This window comes from Bradyrhizobium sp. LA2.1, from assembly GCF_040547725.1.
Lineage (GTDB): Bacteria > Pseudomonadota > Alphaproteobacteria > Rhizobiales > Xanthobacteraceae > Bradyrhizobium > Bradyrhizobium barranii.
Genome location: NZ_JBEPQI010000031.1, coordinates 56959 through 78898, shown reverse-complemented (window position 1 = coordinate 78898; position 21940 = coordinate 56959). Strand labels below are relative to the sequence as shown.

The 21940-nt window shown below is 63.8% G+C and carries 25 protein-coding genes; 14 read left to right on the top strand and 11 right to left on the bottom strand.

The genetic code is table 11. The annotated features are described in order from the left end of the window. Positions 1-10 precede the first annotated feature (10 nt). The gene (locus ABIB95_RS40350) at positions 11-640 is read left to right on the top strand and encodes an FMN-binding negative transcriptional regulator (RefSeq protein ID WP_354117362.1); all 630 of its coding nucleotides are present in this window, start codon (positions 11-13) and stop codon (positions 638-640) included. A 52-nt stretch (positions 641-692) separates the two neighbouring features. Here ABIB95_RS40350 and ABIB95_RS40345 read toward each other — a convergent pair whose 3' ends face one another. Together ABIB95_RS40345 and ABIB95_RS40340 are read right to left on the bottom strand one after the other, a co-directional pair. Beyond that, positions 693-1178, bottom strand: coding sequence for a hypothetical protein (locus ABIB95_RS40345; RefSeq protein WP_354248236.1), 486 nt, complete (start codon positions 1176-1178; stop codon positions 693-695). Beyond that, positions 1175-1771, bottom strand: coding sequence for a hypothetical protein (locus tag ABIB95_RS40340; protein ID WP_224581006.1), 597 nt, complete (start codon positions 1769-1771; stop codon positions 1175-1177). Before ABIB95_RS40340 ends, ABIB95_RS40345 begins: the two co-directional genes overlap by 4 nt. Positions 1772-1972: 201 nt before the next feature. On the opposite strand from ABIB95_RS40340, the gene ABIB95_RS40335 reads away from it, so the two are divergent. The 4 genes from ABIB95_RS40335 (at position 1973) to ABIB95_RS40320 (ending at position 5784) form a co-directional block, all read left to right on the top strand. Further along, positions 1973-2803, top strand: coding sequence for a class II glutamine amidotransferase (locus ABIB95_RS40335; RefSeq protein ID WP_354248233.1), 831 nt, complete (start codon positions 1973-1975; stop codon positions 2801-2803). Positions 2804-2823: 20 nt separating this feature from the next. Beyond that, entirely contained in the window at positions 2824-4050 is a 1227-nt protein-coding gene (locus ABIB95_RS40330) for a carboxylate-amine ligase (protein ID WP_354248231.1), read from the top strand. A gap of 62 nt (positions 4051-4112) precedes the next feature. Continuing rightward, positions 4113-4298 carry a hypothetical protein gene (locus tag ABIB95_RS40325; RefSeq protein WP_354248229.1) on the top strand — a complete coding sequence of 62 codons (186 nt, stop codon included), beginning with the start codon at positions 4113-4115 and terminating at the stop codon, positions 4296-4298. Between the two features lie 346 nt (positions 4299-4644). Then, positions 4645-5784 (top strand): hypothetical protein, encoded by a 1140-nt coding sequence (locus ABIB95_RS40320; protein WP_354248227.1) that lies wholly within the window; start codon positions 4645-4647, stop codon positions 5782-5784. A gap of 59 nt (positions 5785-5843) precedes the next feature. Here the strand turns inward: ABIB95_RS40320 and ABIB95_RS40315 are convergent, their stop codons facing one another. The 5 genes from ABIB95_RS40315 to ABIB95_RS40295 all read right to left on the bottom strand — a co-directional run bounded on the left by ABIB95_RS40315 (position 5844) and on the right by ABIB95_RS40295 (position 7932). Then, on the bottom strand, positions 5844-6464 hold the full coding sequence (locus ABIB95_RS40315; protein ID WP_071915165.1) for a hypothetical protein: 621 nt from the start codon (positions 6462-6464) through the stop codon (positions 5844-5846). 28 nt (positions 6465-6492) lie between these two features. Then, positions 6493-6828 (bottom strand): hypothetical protein, encoded by a 336-nt coding sequence (locus ABIB95_RS40310; protein WP_354248225.1) that lies wholly within the window; start codon positions 6826-6828, stop codon positions 6493-6495. An 85-nt stretch (positions 6829-6913) separates the two neighbouring features. Continuing rightward, positions 6914-7066: a hypothetical protein gene (locus ABIB95_RS40305; RefSeq protein ID WP_187387736.1), complete on the bottom strand. Its 153-nt coding sequence runs from the start codon at positions 7064-7066 to the stop codon at positions 6914-6916. 186 nt (positions 7067-7252) lie between these two features. Continuing rightward, positions 7253-7456: a hypothetical protein gene (locus ABIB95_RS40300; protein ID WP_063984017.1), complete on the bottom strand. Its 204-nt coding sequence runs from the start codon at positions 7454-7456 to the stop codon at positions 7253-7255. Next, on the bottom strand, positions 7453-7932 hold the full coding sequence (locus ABIB95_RS40295; protein WP_354248223.1) for a hypothetical protein: 480 nt from the start codon (positions 7930-7932) through the stop codon (positions 7453-7455). Before ABIB95_RS40295 ends, ABIB95_RS40300 begins: the two co-directional genes overlap by 4 nt. A 486-nt stretch (positions 7933-8418) precedes the next feature. On the opposite strand from ABIB95_RS40295, the gene ABIB95_RS40290 reads away from it, so the two are divergent. The 3 genes from ABIB95_RS40290 to ABIB95_RS40280 all read left to right on the top strand — a co-directional run bounded on the left by ABIB95_RS40290 (position 8419) and on the right by ABIB95_RS40280 (position 11060). Next, positions 8419-9426, top strand: coding sequence for an alpha/beta fold hydrolase (locus ABIB95_RS40290; protein ID WP_354248292.1), 1008 nt, complete (start codon positions 8419-8421; stop codon positions 9424-9426). Positions 9427-9534: 108 nt separating this feature from the next. Beyond that, the gene (locus ABIB95_RS40285; protein ID WP_071915169.1) at positions 9535-10830 is read left to right on the top strand and encodes a DUF892 family protein; all 1296 of its coding nucleotides are present in this window, start codon (positions 9535-9537) and stop codon (positions 10828-10830) included. An 80-nt stretch (positions 10831-10910) separates the two neighbouring features. Then, the gene (locus tag ABIB95_RS40280) at positions 10911-11060 is read left to right on the top strand and encodes a hypothetical protein (RefSeq protein WP_208086099.1); all 150 of its coding nucleotides are present in this window, start codon (positions 10911-10913) and stop codon (positions 11058-11060) included. Positions 11061-11099: 39 nt separating this feature from the next. Here the strand turns inward: ABIB95_RS40280 and gor are convergent, their stop codons facing one another. The 3 genes from gor to rpiA form a co-directional block, all read right to left on the bottom strand. Next, on the bottom strand, positions 11100-12488 hold the full coding sequence (gene gor, locus ABIB95_RS40275; protein WP_071915170.1) for a glutathione-disulfide reductase: 1389 nt from the start codon (positions 12486-12488) through the stop codon (positions 11100-11102). A 131-nt stretch (positions 12489-12619) separates the two neighbouring features. Then, entirely contained in the window at positions 12620-13168 is a 549-nt protein-coding gene (locus ABIB95_RS40270) for a DUF2059 domain-containing protein (RefSeq protein ID WP_063984021.1), read from the bottom strand. A 2-nt stretch (positions 13169-13170) separates the two neighbouring features. Beyond that, on the bottom strand, positions 13171-13896 hold the full coding sequence (gene rpiA, locus ABIB95_RS40265) for a ribose-5-phosphate isomerase RpiA (protein WP_028146742.1): 726 nt from the start codon (positions 13894-13896) through the stop codon (positions 13171-13173). Positions 13897-14061: 165 nt separating this feature from the next. Between rpiA and ABIB95_RS40260 the strand changes: the two genes are divergently transcribed. The 6 genes from ABIB95_RS40260 (at position 14062) to ABIB95_RS40235 (ending at position 20413) form a co-directional block, all read left to right on the top strand. Continuing rightward, positions 14062-14736 (top strand): HAD family hydrolase, encoded by a 675-nt coding sequence (locus ABIB95_RS40260; RefSeq protein WP_354248221.1) that lies wholly within the window; start codon positions 14062-14064, stop codon positions 14734-14736. 153 nt (positions 14737-14889) lie between these two features. Then, entirely contained in the window at positions 14890-15393 is a 504-nt protein-coding gene (locus tag ABIB95_RS40255; RefSeq protein ID WP_354248219.1) for a hypothetical protein, read from the top strand. A 131-nt stretch (positions 15394-15524) separates the two neighbouring features. Next, positions 15525-16577: a GTP 3',8-cyclase MoaA gene (moaA, locus tag ABIB95_RS40250; protein ID WP_071915174.1), complete on the top strand. Its 1053-nt coding sequence runs from the start codon at positions 15525-15527 to the stop codon at positions 16575-16577. Between the two features lie 300 nt (positions 16578-16877). Then, positions 16878-17417: a TRAP transporter small permease subunit gene (locus ABIB95_RS40245; RefSeq protein WP_014496195.1), complete on the top strand. Its 540-nt coding sequence runs from the start codon at positions 16878-16880 to the stop codon at positions 17415-17417. After that, the gene (locus tag ABIB95_RS40240) at positions 17414-19015 is read left to right on the top strand and encodes a TRAP transporter large permease (RefSeq protein WP_063984025.1); all 1602 of its coding nucleotides are present in this window, start codon (positions 17414-17416) and stop codon (positions 19013-19015) included. Before ABIB95_RS40245 ends, ABIB95_RS40240 begins: the two co-directional genes overlap by 4 nt. A gap of 111 nt (positions 19016-19126) precedes the next feature. Further along, positions 19127-20413, top strand: coding sequence for a M20/M25/M40 family metallo-hydrolase (locus tag ABIB95_RS40235; protein WP_354248216.1), 1287 nt, complete (start codon positions 19127-19129; stop codon positions 20411-20413). 125 nt (positions 20414-20538) lie between these two features. Here ABIB95_RS40235 and ABIB95_RS40230 read toward each other — a convergent pair whose 3' ends face one another. Next, entirely contained in the window at positions 20539-21939 is a 1401-nt protein-coding gene (locus tag ABIB95_RS40230; protein ID WP_354248214.1) for a sensor histidine kinase, read from the bottom strand. Position 21940 lies beyond the last annotated feature (1 nt).

Genomic DNA, 21940 nt, shown 5'->3' with positions numbered 1-21940 from the left:
GAGACACGCCATGTACATCCCGCCCGCCTTCAAGGACGACGACATCGAGAGCATCCGCGCGACCATCCGCGGTGCGCGCCTCGCCAGCCTGGTGACGGCCACCGCCGAGGGCCCGGTCGCAACGCCCCTGCCGCTCTTCCTCGACGAGAGCGAAGGCGAGCACGGCGTGCTCTATGGCCATGTCGCCAGGGCCAACCCGCAATGGAAGCTGCCGCCGATCGGCGATGCGCTCGCCATCTTCAACGGCCCCGACGCCTATGTGACGCCGTCCTGGTATGCGACCAAGCAGGAGACCGGCAAGGTGGTGCCGACCTGGAATTACGTCGCGGTGCATGCCTACGGTCCGGTCGAATTCTTCCAGGAGCCGGAGCGCCTGCTCGACGCCGTGACGCGGCTGACGAACAGGCACGAGGGCGCACGCGCCAAGCCGTGGGCCGTCAGTGACGCCCCCGCCGATTTCATCGCCGCGCAATTGCGCGGGATCGTCGGTGTGCGTATTCCCGTGGTTCGGTTCGAGGGCAAGCGCAAGATGAGCCAGAACCGCCCTGAGGCCGATCGCGTCGGCGTCGCGCAAGGTCTTGCGGCAAGCGAGGACGCGCATGATCGCGAAGCTGCCGCCCTGATCCCGCTTCCGGTCTGAGAGAGCGGGATTCTCGGTGCTGAGAGGCTTCACCGAGAGTCTCCGTGGACCATCAGCTTGCGCACGAATGCGCGACGACGCGCTCGCCCCTCACAACGGCTTCCGCCAGTTTGCGCCCGACGTCACCGAAATCCGATAGGGCAAGATAGCCTTGCGCGTAGGCTTCCTGCGTCAGGCGTTCGAAGCGCTTGTCGTCTCCGGTCGACCATTGCTTGGCGATGTAGTCTGCCCCGGCTTTCCCGAAAATCTTGGGGTAGTGTTCCATGTCGTTCTGACGACGATAATAGTAGTAGTCGATATGGGCGACGAATTGCTTCCGCCCCTCTCCCGCGCAACGCGATCCATAAGGGCGCTCGAACGCCAGAGCGGTCTCGCGGCGCAAGCCTGCGCGACCGTCCACGAAGATCTTTTCGTTGGAGCCATAACCCGGACCATCGACCGGTGCGGCTGGTTGCTGGGCTGTCTTCTGCGGAGCGAATGCCCAGGCGGCGACCTGCCAGATGACAAGCGCCCAGACGATGAACCAGGCGCGGCTCATTTGAAGCTCGCCGACGCCTGCTGCCGTGGCAGGCATACCGGAGACGGATCAAACAACATACCAGGCCCGGTGAACCAGAGAACGACGTCGCGGATATCCTCCGGGAAGTCTTCCTTGACGATGCCCTTTTGTTTGAACGCCTCGGCCAGCTGCGCCTTGACGCGAACGTCCAGCGGCGTGGAATACGCGGCGTTCGCCCGATCGCGCTTCTCTTCACTGCAGAACATGCCCATTCTCGGATTTGGGCAGTCGTAGATCTTCACCCAGCCCCGCGCATAGGCCTCCGTAGCCGCCCTCAGGTTCGCCTTCATGGTGTCGTCGCACGGCGACATCGCGTAAGCGGTGCTTGCCTGCAATGCGTCCATCCGCAGTGCGTCTTGCTTCGGGTCCTTGTCGCTTTGCAGGGTGTGCTCCGCTTCCCAATCCTTCCGCTGCTTGGCCTTTGAATGCTCATCGCCGAACGAGGAACTGAGCGTGGGCCTCAATTCACCGACCAGCGAAACGTGCGACACCGGAAATCCGCGCATCGCCCAGGAGACGCCCACGAACGTGGAGACGAACGCCATGCAGGTGAAAAGAACAAATCGGCTCATGATGCGCACTCAAAATTCGCGCGCAACCTAACCGTGTCGGCGTTAAGAGATGGATTAATGCGCGGGTTCCCGCAATGCAGGGTAAATGAACGTCTAAAGCAGGCCACAGAAATGATCGGATTTTGCAGAACACAACGCCGGGAACCCAACACAGGCGATCTTGTTGGTGAACCTTACGCCACATCCTGACAGGAAGGCCGCATGTGCCGCTGGATCGCATACCGGGGCGAGACCACCTCGTTCGAGCCCTACATCACCGAGCCCGAGCATTCGCTGATCGCGCAGAGCATCCGCTCGCTGCAGTCGACGGCCGGCTCGAACGGCGACGGCTTTGGTCTCGGCTGGTATGGCGAGCATCCGGAACCCGGCCTTTATCGCGAGACCCGTCCGGCCTGGTCGGATGAAAACCTGCGCTACCTCTGCCGCCATCTGCGCTCGCATCTGTTCTTCGCCCATGTGCGCGCCGCCACCGGCACGGCGGTAACGCGGCAGAATTGCCATCCGTTCGCCTGCGGCCAGTGGATGTTCATGCACAACGGCTTCGTCGGCAGCTGGAATCGCCTGCGGCGCAAGGTCGAGGCGCTGATCCCCGATGCCTACTACCCCTCGCGGCTGGGCACGACCGATTCGGAAGCCGTGTTCCTCGCCATGATGGGCGCGGGACTCGACGGCGATCCCCTTGGCGCAACGCAAGCCGTGCTGCAATCGCTGGTCGGCCTGGTCAACGAGGACGAGCTTCGTGAGCGCCTGCGCTTCACCAGCGCGATCGCAAACGGCCGGGATCTCTATGCGTTTCGCGTCGCGGCCAACGATGCCGCCAACACGCTCTATTATCGCGAGGCCGGCGGCGGCCAGGTCGTCGTCGTGTCCGAGCCGTTCGACAAGGAAACGGACTGGACGGAAGTTCCGCCGAATCACGCGCTGGTCGCGCGCGCGTCCGAAACCGTGAAAATTGTTCCGTTCGACCTTGCAATTTCCAGTGAGGCCGACGCGGAACCGGCCCGGGTCAGGCGGATTATTGCCCGCAGGTAATACCACTGCCGGGTGGCCCTATGACATTTGCTTCAGACGTTTTGCAACTGCTGCGCCTCGATTCCTCTGATGACAAGCAGCACCTCGTCATCCGCTCTGCCGGCGGACGCGGCAAGGCGGCTGAATATTCCTTCGGCATCGAGGAGGAATACTTCCTCGCCGATCGCCGCAGCTTCGAGGTCGCGATCGAAACGCCCAACGCCCTGTTCGAGTCGGTGAACTGGTCCACCGGCGGCCAGGCGATGCGGGAGATGCTGCAATCCCAGCTCGAGGTCGCCACCAACGTTCACGTCGATGTCAATGACGCCCGGGAGGAGCTGCGCTTCCTCCGCCGCGAGGTCGCCAACGTCGCCGCGCAATACGGCTTCGTCATCATGGCCTGCGGCACGCATCCGACCGCGGTCTGGCGCATGTCGCAGCCGAGTCCGAAGCCGCGCTACGAGGAGATGATCGAGGATCTGCGCAGCATCGGCCACCGCAACATGATGTGCGGCATGCATGTACACGTCCAGCTGCCCGATCCCGAGAAGCGGATGGCGGTGATGCGGGCGATGCTGCCGCATCTGCCGCTGTTCATCGCGCTGTCGGCCTCCTCCCCGTTCTGGAATTCCCACAAGACCGGGCTGAAGGGCTACCGGCTTGCCGCCTATTCCGAGCTGCCGCGCACCGGCTTGCCCGAACTGTTCGAAACCAGGCACGACTACGACGAATATGTCGGCGCGCTGCAACGCTCCGGCGTGATCCCCGACGAGAGCCATATCTGGTGGGCGATGCGGCCGTCCATGAGGCACCCGACCCTCGAGCTTCGCGCGCCCGACACCTGCACCTTCATCGACGACGCCGTTGCCATCGCCTCACTCTATCGCTGCCTGACGCGCCATCTCTATCTGCGGCCGCATCGGTCGAAGGAGGTCACGGTGGTCGAGCGCGCGATTGCGGTCGAGAACAAATGGCGGGCGCAGCGCTACGGCACCGATTGCATCCTTGCCTCGAAGGACGGGCCGGTCACCATCTCGGAGCTGCTGACCCGGATCATCGACGCCGTCGCCGAGGACGCAGCCGCGCTGAACTGCGCCGCCGAGGTCGAGCACTGCCGGACCATCGTGGAGCGCGGCAGCTCGGCGGAATTCCAGCTTCGCGCCTATCGCGAGAATGCGGAGGACATCGGGGCGGTCTCGCGCTGGATCGCAGCCTCGACGATCTCGGGCGCGAGCGCTCCGATCGGAAGCGTTCGTGCGCCTTCATAGCGCCCGCGCAAGCTTGGCGAACGACAATGTGACTCCTGAATTCGGTGATCGTGGAGGAACGCGTGAATCGCGTCACGCCTTGCGCTGGCTGCGGCCACGGACTTGTACCGCTGCTTTCGGCCAAGGGCCGCGCGGAGCTCAGCTGCCTCTGGTGCGAAGGCATCGACGCGCGAACGGTGGACATGGCGAAGTGGGCGGACAGCCCGATCGGCAAGCCCGAGCGGATCACCCGTCAGTCGTTCGAATGAGCGGTTTTGCATGCCCGGCCGCCGGCCTTTGCTGATCGACGCGACCTGCGCGGCTGCACGCCTGCGCCGGGGCTTGCCGACAAATTAGACAAACCGCGCCCCGTCGTCGGGGTTGTGGGCTCGGCGATGAGGCCCAGGCAAGCCAGCCTAACGCGCCGCCTAACCTCAGGTGCAATCTCGATTTTTCATCGCGCCGTGCGGGGCCGCCGAGCCCGCGCATCGTGCTGCATCCCGACTGGCCCAGAATTCGCAAGGCAGCGTCAGGCCTGATTCCCTACTCCCACGAATTGGCGCAGCAAGATGCGTGCGCCGGAGACCGGATGAGCGGCAAAGATCGGAGAGTGCCATGAACGTGCATGCCGCCGGCAATCTCAAATTTACCGGCCTCACCCGTCCGAACGGCGCGCCGCTACGCCTCAACGCTCAGGATTTCGTGGCGATCGATCGCGACAGGAATGCCAAGTTCGAAGCGACGTACCGTCCGCAAGCCCTCTACAACCGCGCAAACGAGGGCTTCCACGCCAACAACGAAACCTTCCTCCTGCACGAAGTCGCGACGAACCTGCCGATCTACCGCCCGGACACCGGCCCCACCGATTTCCATCTTCATCTTCCGCCGGGCGGCTTTCAGCTCGTGCTGGTCACCTCGGGCGCCTTCACCTTCGACTACGACGGGCGCTTCTACAATGTCGGCCCCGGCGCGGTGATGCTGCAAAGCGCGATCGTCCACCGCCAGCTGTTCTACACCTGGTCGGGACTGTCGACCGAAGAAAACCTGAAGACGCCGCAAACCGTGGTGCCCGACCCGATCTCGATGGGCTACTCCGGCAAATTCCTCGAAGCCTTCGTGACCGATCCGACGACCTTTCCGAACCCGACCATCGTCGGTCCGGACCAGATCAACGAGGCCGAGACGCCGCGCGTGGCCTGGAGCCACCCGCTGCACAACCGGCCGGCCGACGCAGGCTTCTGGCTTCAGGATCCCCTCGCGCTGGATGCGTTGTTCAAGCCACTCGTCGACGGTCCGATCAAATCGGCCTTGCCGGTGTACGTGCGCGATATCGGGATCGAGATTCCCAGCGGCCATCTCGTCAGCGGCCACATCATCGCGACCGACCCGCGTGGCCAGTCACTTCTGCCGAAGAGCACATCGACGGCAGCAGACGCCAGCTGTTTCGCCAAAGGCGAGGTCGCAATCTACCGCGTCATTCGCGGCACGGCCGAATTCAAGAACAAGGCCGGTGAGGCGATCGAGCTTGCGGCTGGCGATGTGGTGACGGCGGGCAAGAGCTCGATCAGCCTCGTCGGCCTCGGCGAGAACACGCAAGTGCTCCGCCTCGGTCTTCTAAAGGGCATGAACGACCTTTGCAGCTGGACGCCGACCCAGCGCGACGAGATCGACGGCCTCGCCGGCCAGATCATCACGCAGAAGGACATCCGCCCCCTGCGCACCGAGGGCAAGCCGGTTGGATATCTGTACGCGTAGCCGCACGAAAAGACGGCCCGCCGAAGCGGGCCGTCGCGATCTCATTGGCGCAATGATCCTTAACGCACTGATCCACCGTAGAGCTGCCGCTCCTTGCGAACTTCGTCCGCACCGTAGGGCTTGCTGGCGGGATCGAACGACTTCCATCCGGTCTTCTGCCAGGCGGCGCTGCGGTCACGCAAATTGACCGACGACTCGTTCAGGACTGCGTCAAGGCGGGATCGATCGGCATCTGCGACCCGCGCCGACACCAGCGTGCCTCCCCGACGCACGCCCTCGGCGTAGGAGTCCGCATCTTCCCGCGAAATGCCGGCCTCAGTCATCGCTCCAACGACACCGCCGGTTGCGGCTCCGGCGGCCGCGCCGACCGCGGTCGCGGCGAGCCAACCGGCCGCAACGACGGGTCCGAGGCCGGGGATTGCGAGGAGGCCGAGACCGGCGAGAAGGCCGGCAGTGCCACCCACGCCCGCACCGATGCCGGCGCCCTTGCCGGCACCTTCGGCGCGATCGTCGACGCCATCGCGGTCACGGTCCACCTTCTTGTCGGTGTTGAACCAGCTGTCCGAATTATTGGCGACGATGCTGATGTCCGAATGCGGCACACCGGCGGCTTCGAGACGCTGAACCGCCTGCTGCCCAGTGCTGTAGTTGTCGTAAAGACGAGAAATTGTAACGGTCATTGTGTGTCCTTCTTACTTGCTTATTGGCTTACTTGGCCGAATTGACATTGCCTTGAAAGTCGACGCTGACCGCGGTGGCAGATCCACCCTTGCTGGCATGGCCGCGCCAAACACCGTTGTCGTCCTTCTTCAGTTCGGTGACGTTGGCGTAGCCGGCATCCTCGATCTTCGACTTGGCTTGTCCTTCGGTGAAACTGTTGCGACCTGCGACAGGAGCGTCGGAGTTGTTTTGCCCCGCGCTATTGACCGCGCTGTTGTTCGGTCCGGACTGCGCCGGTGGATTTTGTGCCGAGGCCGGAGCAGCTGCGAAGGCGGTTGCCGCCACGAATAAAGAAATGCAAACGATAAACGATGGGCGCTTCATGATGGTCTCCAGTGTCTAAGGAGTGATCCAAGCCCCCATCAGAGCTTTAGTTCCTACGTCTCGCGCTGTGACATCTCCTTCACGCTCAGGTTCTGAAGAATATCATCCACGTCATCACCATGAGGATGACTGCAAGTCCCACACTCACACCCAGCAGCATCAACACGCTGGGACCGAGCTCGCCTTGGCGCGCTTCGAGCGCAGTCTCAACGATGCGGCCGCTCTTGTCTCGATCCATGTCATCTGGTCCTTGCATTCCGAGGGAAGGTCGGCCGTTTGCTTGCGTCAGCCTCGGCAGCAAGAGCCATCAAGATGAGAAGCTTGCGCGCGGTTCACGCCAAATCGTCCATGGATCTCAATCGGACCCTTGGTGGTTCGTTACTATTGGCAAACGGTGAAAGCTCGGGCTCGAGATCTGCGCTGGCTATCCAGGCAAGCGGCGTCCCGGAGCGGTCAGACAGGAGTTGATATCGGCAGCCATCTTGTTCCGGTGTGCCTTGCTCAGCAGCGCATCCCGCTCTGGGCCGGGTTCAAGGTGCGAGGCCTCTTCACGCAGCCTCAGTGCATCAGCTGCGAGACGCTCGGCAAGTGAATCCGCCTGACGCACGCGGTTGCGCTTCTCATTCATGACGAACGCCCCTGCGTTGGCATCGGAATCAAATCAGCGCTTTGCGGCTGCGGTCGCGAGACCGGCGGCGTCGCGCCATCGAGCCACTCCTGCGTCTCCGCGAGAGCGAGCCAGGCATCGCCCATGCTCCTGAACTGCTTGCGCGCCGCGTCGTTGGCAGCGGTGTCTTCCAGCGTCAGGCAGTGCCCGGCATTCTGCCGAAGATGCTCGGACTGGCTCAATTGGATATCAGTGCTGCTCGTGGCATCGGCAGAGGTCTGCCAGGAGTTCTTGCACACAGGGCACCGCCACTGATTGACGAAGTTCCCGGTAGGCAAGTAGGTCGCGTGCACGGGAGCCGCCACTATTCGCCCGCAGGCGGTACAGCCGTTGGGCCGTTGTGACGGGGATTGCTGTGTCTCGTCCTGAACCGCTTTCGCGCTCCAGCGGCGTTCGAACTTGCGGCAGAGATGCAGGGGATAGGAGATAACGTTCAATGCGCGCCTCCGGCTGTGGCGGGAGCGCGGCAGCGTCTCTCTGTCACCGGCGCCTGTCACGTCTGTGCGGGTGATACCCTGGATATGGTGTCGCAAATGACATTCACCAGTGCGCGGTCCCGAGAAACCACGCCTTTTGCCTCCGATCTACGTCAATGGCCGACTGCGGGCTGCATCCATTGGATTAGGAACATCTCTCCATCCGATTAGGAACATCTCTCCGTCCCTCCTGTTGCGTCTGCACGACATGATCCGTGAATGCGCATGCCGGGAGGTCCGGACCAGCACTGTTCCGGGTCCCAAGAAGGCGAAATCGATCCCTGCTCGATGGTGCTGATCCGGTCTCCGAACCGCACCCGCGACGCACGGAAATCTCCTCCAGCAAGAATCCGGCGCCATCGCGGTCGTGATGCGACCAAGGGCGTCAATGCGGAAGCGTCCCTTCCCCACTCTCCAACAGCTGGCTGCAGTCAGCGAAAGTGTCACATGCGCATACTGAAAAAACGTTCGCCATCTTTGGCGGCCACGGCCCTTCATGCTCTCGCAGAACATCCCTTGGCCTCCACGATTGCCGCGACGGCCGGCCTGCTCGCAGCGGCCGCGTTCGTCAATCGGCGCCTTGCCGACAAGGCACAGCGCGATAATCCGCCCCAAGGGCGGTTCATCGACATCGACGGTGTTCGGTTGCACTATGTCGAGCGCGGGTCCGGACGCCCGCTGGTTCTGCTCCATGGCAATGGCAGCATGATCCAGGATTTCGAGTCGAGTGGCCTGATCGATCTTGCAGCCAAGGACTATCGGGTCATCGTGTTCGACCGTCCCGGCTTCGGGCACAGTCTGAGGCCGCGCAACGTGGTGTGGACGCCGGCCGCCCAAGCCGACCTTTTCAAAGACGCGCTTGCGCACCTTGGCGTCGACAAGGCGATCGTGCTCGGGCATTCCTGGGGCGCATCGGTTGCGATCGCCCTGGCAAGCAGACATCCCGCGATGGTCGAAGCCTTGATACTGGCGTCGGGCTATTATTTCCCGACGGCCCGCACCGACACGATGATGGCGATGGCCGGGCCGGCCGTCCCCGGGTTTGGCGACATCCTCAGCCACACGATCTCACCAATCCTCAGCCGCCTGATGTGGCCGGCGATGCTGCGGCAACTGTTCGGACCCAAATCCGTCCCGCAAAAATTCGACGGCTTCCCCAAATCACTGGCGGTGCGTCCGTCGCAGCTTCGTGCGGGTGCCGCCGAAGCAGCCTTGATGGTCCCTTCTGCGATGCTGTCGGCAAAGACGTACGGCGAACTGGCCATGCCGGTCACCATCCTGGCCGGCGAGGACGACCGCCTCATCGACATCGACGAACAGTCCGGCCGACTGCATGACGAGATCAAGCACAGCAAGATGCGTCGCGTCCCGAATGCGGGTCACATGATCCAGCAATCAGATACGGCTGACCTGATGGCCGCTGTCGACGAAGCCGCGGCGGAAACGCTGCATTGAGCCACCTGATTCTCCCGAGAAGCATCTGGTCGCGGCACGATCCGAATTAGGAACGTCCAACACAGCGCTCAGTTGGCCCCGGTGTCTCCTGTAGTCAAAGGTCTTTCCATGTATCATCACGTCAAAAAGCTCATGTTCACAGTCCGGGTCGACGAGCCCGATCCCCGGTTCGGCAATATGCTGCTGGAGCAATTCGGTGGCGCCAACGGCGAGCTTGCGGCCGCCATGCAGTATTCCATTCAGGGTCTCAATTGCGAGGATCCTGACCGTAAGGATCTCCTCATGGATATTGGAACCGAGGAGTTGAGCCACCTTGAGGTCGTCGGATCGCTCGCGCGCCTGCACTTGAAGCCCATGAAGTTCGATCGCGAAGCGGCGGAAGCCGATCCCTTGATCGCGATTGCCGGAGGCGGCGGCGTCAATCTGTTCAACTCGCAAGGCAGTGCCTGGACGGCGGATTATCTCAAGATCACCGGAGAACTCGACGTCGATCTGCGCAGCAACATCGCCGCAGAAGCTCGGGCCAAGATCGTCTATGAGCGCCTGATCAATTTCTGTGATGACGCCGGCACCAAAGACGCCCTGCAATTCCTGATGACACGGGAGATCACCCACATGAAGGCGTTCTCACGCGCGCTGGAAAGCATGAACAAGCCCACGTTCAGCATCGGCCGCATCGCTCCGACGCCCGGTCTCGTGGACCAGTTCTTCAACGATTCGACAGGGTCCGGCGACAATGGCGAAATCGACACCAGAGGTCCCTGGAATGAAGGCGAGGACTGGGTTTTCATGGAATCACCGGCACTCCAGAACGGCGATCCCGGTGCGGCGCCTTCCATCGTTGCCGAGAGCTCGCCATCGGAACCGTCCGTTGGCCTTGACGACCTGCTGATCGATCAGCTGCGGGATCTCCTGCACGCGGAGAAGCAGTTGACCAAGGCATTGCCTCAGATGATCGAGGCTGCCCGCTACGACCAGCTCTCTGAGCTGTTCACCGTTCACCTGGCCGAAACCGAAGCGCAGATCGAGCGTCTCGACGAGTGCTTCGAACTTCTCGGGAAGAAGCCGCGCGCCAAGGCTTGCAAGGGCATGCAGGGGCTTGTCGAGGAAGGCGACGAAGTGATCAAGGAGGGCGCCAGGAAGGACGATGCCGCCGCGGATCTCGCGTTGATCGGTGCGGCACAGCGTGTCGAGCATTACGAGATTGCCGGCTACGCGACCGCCCGCAACCTGGCGCAGCAGTTGCGTCACACCGCCGTCGTCGCGCTGCTTTCCAAGAATCTGGCGGAGGAAGAGAACGCGGACCAGTTGCTCAATCAGGTCGCACGTTCGTTGATGTCGGTTGCGAAGATGCCCGCCGCCATCGAGCAGACCTTCGCCGAGGATGAGCCCGCCGGAGGCTAGGCCGGCCTTGAACCATTGACCACAAGGCAAGGCGGCCCCTGCAGGGGCCGCTGCGCCACCACAGCCGGAAAGGATCTAGCATGCCCCCGAAGATCAAAGAACATACCTGCCCGCTGTGCAACGGAACCGGCTTTCCCAAGTCCAAGGAGCCAGCGCACCCGGGCCGCAAGATCTATCCGGTCAAATGCGAGTCCTGCCAGGGCAAGGGCAAGATATCGGAGATGACGTGACGTGATCTCAGTGCTTTGAGGTCGCGCTGAAGGCCGGTCCTACTCCGCCGCCTGACGCACATGGCGCGCCGTCGGCGTGCGCATGGTGACGAGCTCTTCGGCCGCGGTCGGATGCAGCGCGATCGTCGCGTCGAAGTCGGCCTTGGTCGCCTTCATCTTCACCGCGATCGCGACCACCTGGGTGACCTCGGCAGCGCAATCGCCGACGATGTGGCAGCCGAGCACGCGGTCGGTCGAGCCATCGACGACGAGCTTCATCAGCACGCGGGTGTCGCGGCCGGACATGGTCGCCTTGATCGGGCGGAACGTCGTCTTGTAGATGTCGACGTGGCTGAATTGCGCACGCGCCTCGGTTTCCGTCAGACCAACCGTGCCGACCTCCGGCTGCGAGAACACCGCGGTCGGAATGTAGGAATGATCGACCTGCACCTCGCGCTTGCCGAACACGGTGTCGGCAAACGCATGCCCCTCGCGGATCGCAACCGGCGTCAGGTTGTGCCGGTGGGTGACGTCGCCGATCGCATAGATGTTGTCGACCGAGCTCTTCGAGAAATGGTCCACCGCGATGCCGCCATTCCCGGGGTTGATGGCGACGCCGGCCTTCTCCAGGCCGAGATTGGCGACCGACGGATGGCGGCCGATCGCGAACATCACCTGGTCGGAAGCAAGGCTCGAGCCGTTCGACAGATGCGTGGTGAATTCCTCGCCGTGCCGATCGACCTTCGCCACCGTGCAGCCGGTGAGAATGGTGATGCCCTGCTTCTCCATCTCGCTGCGGACGTGGGCGCGAACGTCCTCGTCGAAACCGCGCAGGATGTTGTCGCCGCGATAGATCACGGTGACGTCGGAGCCGTAGCCGGCGAAGATGCCGGCGAATTCCAGCGCGATATAGCCGCCGCCCTGGATCACGATCCGCTTCGGCAGCTTCTTCAGATGGAACGCCTCGTTGGAGGAGATCACGTGCTCGATGCCGGGGATCGAGGCGCCGTGGTTGGGCGCGCCGCCGGTGGCGATCAGGATGTATTTTGCGGTGATCTTCCGGTCGTTCTCGAGCAGGCGGACGGTGTGCTTGTCCTCGATCACCGCGCGGCTCTTGACGACCTGCGCGCCCGACTTCTCGACATTCGTCGTGTAGGCCGCTTCCAGCCGCGCGATCTCCTTGTCCTTGTTGGCGATCAGCGTCGGCCAGTCGAAGGTCGCGGGCGGAACGGTCCAGCCGAAACCGGCGGCATCTTCCAGCTCGTGACGGACATGCGATCCGATCACGAACAGCTTCTTCGGCACGCAGCCGCGGATCACGCAGGTCCCACCCATGCGGTACTCTTCCGCGATCATCACACGCGCACCGTGGCCGGCCGCGATGCGGGCGGCACGCACGCCGCCCGAGCCGCCACCGATGACAAAGAGGTCGACGTCGAATTCAGCCATTGTCCACTCCGACCTCTTCTTTCAGCGCATGATCCGGAGAAGTGTGCAGCGGTTCTCCGATAGGACCATGCGCAAATAACATCCTAAAGCGCGATGACGCGCTTTAGGGATTTCTGATCAGATAGGTACTGTCAGATTTCCTTGCCACGCTTGCGCATCTCGGCACGGAAGGCACCCATCACGGTCTCGGAGAAGTTCTGGGCCCAGGAGTTCATGAAGGCCATGCTGAGGCCGATGGCGCGCGGCTCGGCGTCGATCAGCTTCTTGCCCAGCGGCGACTTGTAGAAGGTGACGAGGTCCTTCAGTTCCTGCTCGGTGAACTCGCTGGCATAGATCTGCGCCATGCCTTCGCCGATCTCGTTCTGGCGGCCGTTGAGCTGCTGGGCCACGATCGGCGCGACCTCGCTGAGCTCCTTCTGGTAGTTGAGATTCTGCTGGATCAGCGTGATCTTGGTCTTCTCGACCATGCCAGGCACGGCGCCCTGATACATCGCGGTGGCGTTCTTGATCTGCAGGATCTCCTTGGCCGCCGCGATCGCCGCAGGCGAGGCTTTCGGCGGGGCCGGCGCGGGAGCAGCCTTCTGGGCCGGCGCGGCCTGCTGCGCGATCGCCGGGACCGCCAAGACGGCCAGTCCAGCAGCAAGCGTCGCGGCCGGCAAGAATCTCAATACGCTCTTCATTCCTAGTCTCCTTTCGGCTTACGCCGTTCAATCACGCGAATTCCCTCGCCGCCCGCCAAAACGGCCGAGCTGGCCAAGCCGATAAACAAGCCATGCTCGACCACGCCGGGGATCGAGCTCAACGCCTTGGCGAGGCCAGGCGGATCCACGATGCGTCCGAGCTGAGCATCGAGAATCCAGTGGCCGCCATCGGTGACGAAAACGTGGCCATCCTTGTCGCCGCCTTTGGCCTTGCGGACCGCCATTTGCCCGGAAACGCCGCATTCGGCAAATGCCTTCTCGATCGCGCGGCGCGTCGCGCCAAGCCCGAACGGGATGACCTCGATCGGCAGCGGAAAGCGGCCGAGCGTCGGCACCCATTTGCTGTCGTCGGCAATCACGATCATGCGATCCGAGGCCGCCGCCACGATCTTCTCGCGCAGCAGTGCGCCGCCGCCGCCCTTGATCAGGTTGAAGTCGGGATCGATCTCGTCGGCGCCATCGACGGTGAGGTCGAGATGATCGATCTCGTCCAGCGTCGTCAGCTTCACACCGCAGCGCTCGGCGTCGAGGCGCGTCGCCTCCGAGGTCGGTACGCCGATCACCTTGAGCCCGGCCTGCACGCGCTCGCCGAGCAGCTCGACGAAATGTTTGGCGGTCGAGCCGGTGCCGAGCCCGAGCTGCATGCCGTCACGCACCTCCTCGAGGGCGCGCGCCGCAGCCTGCCGCTTCAACTGGTCCATGTTCACGATGCGCCCGCCCCTGAATTTTAGAGTGTGCCGCCGATAGGTTGCTTGCGGCGGCCTATGTAGCCTCGTTTTTCCTGCCGGAACAGGCCTCCGGGCCGATCTTATAAGGTGAACTTATGGCTTCGGCCCTTGCGCCGATCCGGCCGGCCCGATAGCGCTGGGACCATGACCTCCCCTTACACCCTCGTCTTCGATCTCGACGGCACGCTTGTGGACACGGCGCCCGACCTGATCACCGCGCTGAATTTCGTGCTCGACCGCGAAGGGCTGCCGCCCGTGCCGATGGCCTCGGCCCGCAACATGATCGGCGCCGGCGCCCGCAAGCTGATCGAACGGGGGCTGGAGGCCGAGGGCCGCACCTTCACCCCCGCGGACATGGACCGGATGACGGCGGATTTCATCGCCTATTACGCCGACCACATCGCGGTCGAATCCCGTCCGTTCGAGGGGCTCGAGGCCGCACTCGACCAGTTTGCGGCCCAGGGCCACCGGCTGGCGGTCTGCACCAACAAGCTGGAATGGCTGTCGAAGCGGCTTTTGGACCAGCTCGACCTCACCCGCCGCTTTGCCGCGATCTGCGGCGCGGACACCTTTGGCGTCCAGAAGCCCGATCCGACCATTTTCCGCGAGACCGTGGCGCGCGCCGGCGGAGCGGTCAAAGCCAGTATCATGGTCGGCGATGCCGGAACCGACGTCGGCGTGGCCCGGCGCGCCGGGGTGCCCGTGATCGGGGTCAGCTTCGGCTATACGGACGTGCCGATCGCGGAGCTGAAGCCGGACCGGCTGATCCATCACATGCGCGACCTGCCGGCCGCGGCCCACAGCCTGATGACCACCTAGGAGCCACAAGCCTCTGAGATAACTGGTATATTCTACGGAACCCTGCGTTAACCATCTATTAACTATGCGCAGCGCGCCGGTTGCTTGCTTGGAACGACGCTCGTAGGTTCGCCCGGGGATGTGGCGGTTCGTCGCAGTTAGAAGTGGGTGGTCATGCGTCGTGTCATCGCGATTGCGCTAGCGGGAGCGAGCCTTGGTGGCTGCTCCTCGATGTCTTGGGACATGTTCAAATCGGCGCCGCCGACCGTCCAGGTCCGGCTCGAATCCAATCCTCCGGGCGCCGACGCCACGACCTCGCTGGGTGCGGGTTGCAAGACCCCCTGCTCCGTCTCGGTTCCCGCCCCCGACGCGCCGTTCACCGTCGCTTTCGCGCTGCCGAAATATCAGCCGGCCAGCGTGCCGGTGAACGCGATCAAGAATCCCGGGGATTTCACCACGCCCGCCTCGGTCACCACCGACCCGAATCCGGTGTTCGCGGAACTCCAGCCGGCAGTGCCGCCCAAGCCTGTGAAGAAGCCGCACCGGCCGAAGAAGCCGAAGCCGGCCGCAGCCGCCGCGGCGCCTGCGGATGCCGCACCCGCTGCGGCCCCTGCGGATGCTGCACCTGCTGCGGTGGCGGCCTCGCCGTTTCCCGATCCGAACGCAGGAAAGCGCTGATCCAGGCGCTGATTACGTATACCACCCGATTGTCCTAGCCGCGTCCGATGCTTAGATTGCTTCCAGAGCACCACTGAAGCAAAGGTGCGCCCGTCGCCGTAAGTGACAAGGCATTTGGCAAGGCATCTGGTATGAACGGACCTTCCGCGAGCCCTCTCGCAGCAGCGAGCCCCCGCGACGCGCTGTCGAGCGCGATGACCGATCCGTTCGGGCGGACCATCTCGTATTTGCGCGTATCCGTCACCGACCGCTGCGATCTGCGCTGCTTCTATTGCATGTCGGAAGACATGACGTTCCTGCCCAAGGCGGACCTGCTGACGCTGGAAGAGCTCGACCGGCTCTGCACGGCCTTCATCGCCAAGGGCGTGAAGAAGCTGCGGCTCACCGGCGGCGAGCCGCTGGTCCGCCGTAACGTGATGACGCTGGTGCGCTCGCTGTCCCGCCACCTTTCGAGCGGCGCCTTGAGCGAGCTGACCCTGACCACCAACGGCACCCAGCTTGCGAAACACGCCCGGGAGCTCGCCGATTGCGGCGTCCGCCGCATCAACGTCTCGCTCGACACGCTCGATCCCAAGAAATTTCGCGAGATCACCCGCTGGGGCGAGATCGACAAGGTGCTGGAGGGCATCGAAGCCGCGCGCGCCGCTGGGCTTGGCGTGAAGATCAACGCGGTGGCGCTGAAGAACCTCAACGAGGACGAGCTTCCCGACCTGATGCGCTGGGCGCACGGCAAGGGCATGGGCCTGACGCTGATCGAAGTCATGCCGATGGGCGAGATCGGCTCGGGCCGTATCGACCAGTACCTGCCGCTGTCGCTGGTGCGCGCGCGGCTCGCCCAGCAATTCACGTTGACCGATCTGGCCGAGAGCACCGGCGGGCCGGCGCGCTATGTCAGCATTGCCGAGACCGGCGGCAAGCTCGGCTTCATCACGCCGATGACCCATAATTTCTGCGAATCCTGCAACCGGGTGCGCATCACCTGCACGGGCACGCTGCACACCTGCCTCGGCCACGAGGATGCTTCGGATTTGCGCAAACCTCTGCGTGCATCTGACGACGACATGCTGCTTGCGGATGCGATCGACCGCGCCATCGGGCTGAAGCCCAAGGGCCACGACTTCATCATCGACCGCCGCCACGACCGCCCCAGCGTCTCCAGGCACATGAGCGTCACGGGCGGCTGAGGGATTCGCGCCCTCCCCGCCATAAGCTTTTGACTCGGCGTCAATTTGCCCATTTTCCGATTGACGGCGCACAAGCCCGCTGGTTTGGTGCAGCCGCCTTTGCTTGCCCGGCAGCAATAAGCCGGCCGCGCCCCTTTGGCGGTCGCGGTCAAGACGGCAAGGCACGAGGGGAGGACTGACGCCGCAATCGCTCCGGAATATTGTCCGTGCGGTCGCGTGCTTTTCGCACGCCGGCCAGGCGATGCGTGCTGAAGCCTCCCGTAAAGTGTTGGGCCGCGACGGCGACGGAGAGAAAGTAAGATGCGTCCATTGCTGGCGGTGAGCAACGCCATCGACGCCCTCAATGAAAAGATTGGGTACGTCTGTAACATCCTGGTGCTGCTGGCGTGCCTGGTCAGCGCGGCCAATGCCATGATCCGCTATGCCTTCAGCAACTCCTCGAACGGCTGGCTGGAGCTGCAATGGTACATGTTCGCCATCCTGGTGATGTTCGGCGCGTCCTACACCTTCAAGCGCAACGAGCATGTCCGCGTCGAGATCTTCTACCTCACGCTCTCGGAACGCGGCCAGCTCTGGCTCGACATGATCGGCACGCTCTGCTTCCTGATCCCCTCCTGCCTCCTGCTCGCCTATCTGTCCTGGCCGTTCTTCATGCAGGCCTATAACGTCGGCGAGATGTCGGGCAATGCAGGCGGCCTGATCCGCTGGCCCATCAAGTTCGTGATCCCCGCCGGCTTCGTATTGCTGGCGCTCCAGGGTGTTTCCGAAGTCATCAAGCGAATCGCGGCTCTCCAGGGCTATGTGACGATCGACGCCAAGTACGAGAGGCCGACCCAATGATTACGCTGGAAATGATGCCGCCGCTGATGTTCGGCGGCCTGGTTCTGGCGATGCTGATCGGCTTCCCCGTCGCGTTCACGCTCGCGGCGGTCGGCCTCTCCTTCGGCTTCCTCGCCATCCATCTCGGATTCTTCGACCTCAACTTCCTCCAGGCGATTCCCGGCCGCGTGTTCGGCAGCGTGCTTTCCAACGAGCTGCTGCTCGCGATCCCGTTCTTCACCTTCATGGGCGCCATATTAGAGAGATGTGGACTGGCCGAAGATATGCTGGACTCGATGGGCCAGCTGTTCGGCCCGGTCCGCGGCGGCCTCGGCTATTCCGTCATCATCGTCGGTTTCATCCTCGGCGCCATCACCGGCACGGTAGCGGCGCAGGTCATCGCCATGGCGCTGATCTCGATGCCGGTGATGATCCGCTACGGCTACAACATGCGCTATATCACCGGCGTGCTCGCGGCCTCCGGCACGATCACGCAGCTGGTGCCGCCCTCGCTGGTGCTGATCGTGCTCGCCGACCAGCTCGGCAAGTCGGTCGGCGACATGTATCTCGGCGCCTGGGGCCCCTCGGTGTTCCAGATCATGCTGTTCGCCGGCTACACCTTCATCCTCGGCCTGATCAAGCCGAGCCACGTGCCGCCGGTGCCGAAGGAAGCGCGCACGCTGACCGGCTGGGCGCTGTGGAAGAAGTGCCTGATGGGCATCATCCCCTCGGCCGTGCTGATCTTCGTCGTGCTCGGCACCATGATGATGGGTCTTGCGACCCCGACGGAAGCCGGCGCGATGGGCGCGGTCGGCGCCATTGTGCTCGCCGCGATCCATCACAAGGACTTCACCTCGAAGGACCGCATGATCCTGATCGGCGGCGTGATCGCCGCCGGCGTCGGCACCATCGTCGCGATGCTGTTCACCGAGAACCTGGTCTTCAGGCTCTCGTTCGCGGTCACCTACCTCGCCGTGGCGTGGATCTGCATCCAGGCCGCACGCATCCCCGAGCTGCGCGACCTGATCAAGCAGGGCTACGAGTCCACCATGCGCCTCACCTGCATGGTCACCTTCATCCTGATCGGCTCGACCTGCTTCTCGGTGGTGTTCCTCGGCGTCTCCGGCGGCGTCTGGCTCGAGCATCTCCTGACCTCGCTGCCCGGCGGCGTGTGGGGCTTCCTGATCTTCATCAACCTCTTCATCTTCTTCCTGGCGTTCTTCCTCGACTTCTTCGAGATCGCCTTCATCATCCTGCCGATGATCGCGCCGATCGCGCAGAAGGTCCTCGCCCCGGTGGTGGGACCGGACGCGGCGCTGATCTGGTTCGGCGTGATGCTGTGCGTGAACATGCAGACCTCGTTCCTGCATCCGCCGTTCGGCTTCGCGCTGTTCTATCTGCGCGGCGTGGCGCCGAAGGAAGTGAAGAGCTCCGACATCTATTGGGGCGCAATCCCCTGGATCGGCCTGCAGCTGATCATGGTGCTGCTCGTGATCATCTTCCCGATCACGGTGACGGGCCTGCTCGACAAGCCGCTCAACGTCGACCTCGACAAGGTCAAGATCGAAGTGCCGCAGATCGACCTGCCGCCGCTGGATCTCGGACCGCCGCAGAAGTAACGGCCATAACCATCGCCGTCATGTTCCGCCTCGGCGGTTCATGACGCGCGCGTGACAAGCAACGCAAACACGGGCATACCGGGCCATCCTCCAACTGATGGACCGCCGCGCATGTCCCGATCGCTCCCTGCTCCGTCGCTCGCTCCCTTGATCGCATCGCTCTGGCTGGCATGTGCCGCAACGTTTGCGCATGCTGAACCGATGACCGATGTCCATGCGCTGGCGCAAAAGGAGCAGCAGCCGCTGCTCGACACGCTGCGCGATCTCGTCAGCATCGAATCCGGCAGCAAGGACATCGACGGCCTGAACCAGATCGCCGAGCGCGTTGCCGGCCAGCTCAAGCAGCTCGGCGGCACGGTGGAGATTTTGCACCCCACCGACGTCTATCGCCTCGACGACACGCCCGAGACAATCGGCCCGGCCGTGCACGCCGTGTTCAAGGGCACCGGCAGCAAGAAGATCATGCTGATCGCCCACATGGACACGGTGTACCTGAAGGGCATGCTGAAGGACCAGCCGTTCCGCGTCGACGGCGACAAGGCCTACGGCCTCGGCATTGCCGACGACAAGCAGGGCGTCGCGCTCATTCTCCATACCGTGGCGATGCTCCAGAAACTCAATGTCAAGGATTACGGCACGCTCACGGTGCTCACCAATGGCGACGAGGAAATCTCCTCGCCCGGCTGGCGCAGCACCATCACCAAATTCGCCGCGGATCAGGACGTGGTGTTCTCGTTCGAGGGCGGCGGCACCGACGGCACGCTGCGCCTTGCCACCAGCGGCATCGGCTCGGCCTATCTCACGGTGCACGGCAAGTCCTCGCACGCCGGCGCGCGGCCCGAGGGCGGCGTCAACGCGCTGTACGAGCTCTCGCACCAGGTGCTGCAGATGAAGGACCTGTCCAAGCCCGAGCAGGGCCTGAAGCTGAACTGGACGGTCTCGAAGGCCGGCACCAACCGCAACGTGATCCCGGCCGACGCCTCGGCCCAGGCCGATGCGCGTGCGCTCAAGGTCGCCGATTTCGACGAGTTGCAGAAGGCATTGCAGGACAAGATCAAGAATCGCCTGCTGCCCGACTCCAGGGTCGAGCTGAAATTCGAGGTGCGTCGTCCGCCGCTGGAGGCCAACGATGCCTCACGCCGCGTCGCGGCCTACGGCAAGACGATCTATGGGGAGATCGGACTGTCCCTCAAGGTCGACGAGAAGGCCACCGGCGGCGGCACCGACGCCGCATTTGCCGCGCTCAAGACCAGCGGCGCCGTGGTGGAAGGCATGGGCCTGTCAGGCTTCGGCGCGCACTCCAACGATGCCGAATATGTGCAGATCAACAGCATCGTGCCGCGGCTTTATCTGGCCACGCGCATGATCATGGACCTGTCCACGGGCAAGCTGAAATAGCGGCCGCTTTCTTCCCTTCTCCCCTTGTGGGAGAAGGTGGCGCGAAGCGCCGGATGAGGGGTCTCTATCCGCACGTTTTAATGAGAGTTGGACTCGCGGAGAGAACCCCTCACCCGTCTCGCCGCTTATCGCGGCGAGCCACCCTCTCCCACAAGGGGAGAGGGTGAAGAAGCCGTCTTCTCCGCCAGCCGAAACCGCAGCGTGAACTCCGCGCCGCCGCCTGGAAGATTTTCCACCGCCACCGTCGCGGCATGATCGTCCGCGACCCCGCGCACGATCGAGAGCCCGAGGCCCGCGCCGTCGCTGCGCTGGCGGTCGGCGCGCCAGAAGCGCTGGAAGATCAGCTCGCGCTCGGTCTCCGCGATGCCGGGGCCGCAATCGCGCACGCGCACCGAACCGTCCTCGCGCACCTCGACGTCGACGGAGGTATCCTTCGCCGTGAACTTGATGGCGTTTTCGGCGAGGTTGAAGATCGCGCGCTGGAGCATCTCCGCATTGCCGTGGATCAGCACCGGCGCGTCGGCGCCCTTCAGCGCGATGTCCTTGTGCTGTGCGATCGCGAACGGCGCGATGGAGCCGACCACCTCGGCGCAGACGGCGCGCAGATCCGCGGTCTCGCCGGGATCGAGCACCAGGGTGTCGAGCTCGGCGATCTCCAGCAGCTGGGCGACGATGCGGCTCATGCCTTCGATGTCGTCGTGCAGCGCCTGCCTTGCGGCGCCATCGCCCAGCGTCTCGATCCGCGTGCGCAGGATCGTGAGCGGCGTCCGCAATTGATGCGCGGCATCCGCCGTGAACTGCCGCTGCACCCGAAAACCGTCCTCGAGCCGGTCGAGCGCCTGGTTGACGGCGGTGACCAGCGGCATGATCTCGCGTGGGATCTGCTCCGTCGGCAGGCGGATGTCGGTGCGCGCCGGCCCGATATTGCTGGCCTCCTCCGACGCCTTCCACAATGGCGCGATGGCGCGGCGGAAGATGATGATGTCGGCGGCGAGCAGGATCAGCAGGATCGGAATGGTGATCCACCCGACCCGGCGGAAGAAGTTCGAGATGATGTCGTCGATGATGACGTCGCGATGCGCCAGATCCTCGGCGACGCGGATGCGCACGATCTTGCCGTCGATGATGCGGGTGACGCCGGCGCCGGAAATCGTCTCGGAAAGCGTCGGCGGCGCCGACGCGGCCGCTCCCGTCTTGCGGCGGGACGAAAACAGCAAACGGCCGTCGGCATCGCGGATATCGTAGAGATAGCGGCCGTAGGCTTCCGAATAGAGGCCCCGCAGGCTGTCCGGCAGGTTGAACGTCAGCAGGCCGTCCGGCGCCGCGACGATGCGCTCGGCCAGCACCTCGGCCTGCGCCCGCATGGCTTCGCGGTGCAGCTGATCGACTTCGGAATTGAGCAGCCAGAACAGCACCAGCGGCAGGAAGATCGCGACCACCGCGACCGCCACGATGTGCATGAACACGATGCGCCAGATCAACGATTTGAATGTCGGCGATCTGCCATAGGCCCCGGCGGCCGCCACG